Annotated in this window: 1 protein-coding gene; it reads right to left on the reverse strand. The window is 39.4% G+C overall.

Going from position 1 to position 310, the window contains the following annotated elements:
• The coding region (locus FE392_RS22710) for a class II glutamine amidotransferase (protein ID WP_319931941.1) at window positions 1-310 on the reverse strand (310 nt) is incomplete at both ends.

Consider the following 310-nt stretch of genomic DNA (forward strand, 5'->3'; position numbering starts at 1 on the left):
CATCAAGTAATCCGATTGCATAAGAGCCATGTAAAAGAGATAGCGTATTACGGAACGCTTCTTCTACACTTAATCCTGTGCTCACTTGTTGTTCCATAAGCTGTACGATAATTTCTGTATCTGTTTCACTTACGAACGTTACATCTTGTAAATATTCTTTTTTCACTAATTCATAGTTTTCAATTACACCGTTATGAACTAGTGTAAAGCGTTTTGATGTACTTTGATGCGGATGCGCGTTTACTTTACTTGGAACACCGTGTGTAGCCCAGCGTGTATGTCCGATACCTACGCTTGCTGCTACGTTCTC

The sequence above is a fragment of the Xenorhabdus santafensis genome (assembly GCF_033949405.1).
GTDB lineage: Bacteria > Pseudomonadota > Gammaproteobacteria > Enterobacterales > Enterobacteriaceae > Xenorhabdus > Xenorhabdus santafensis.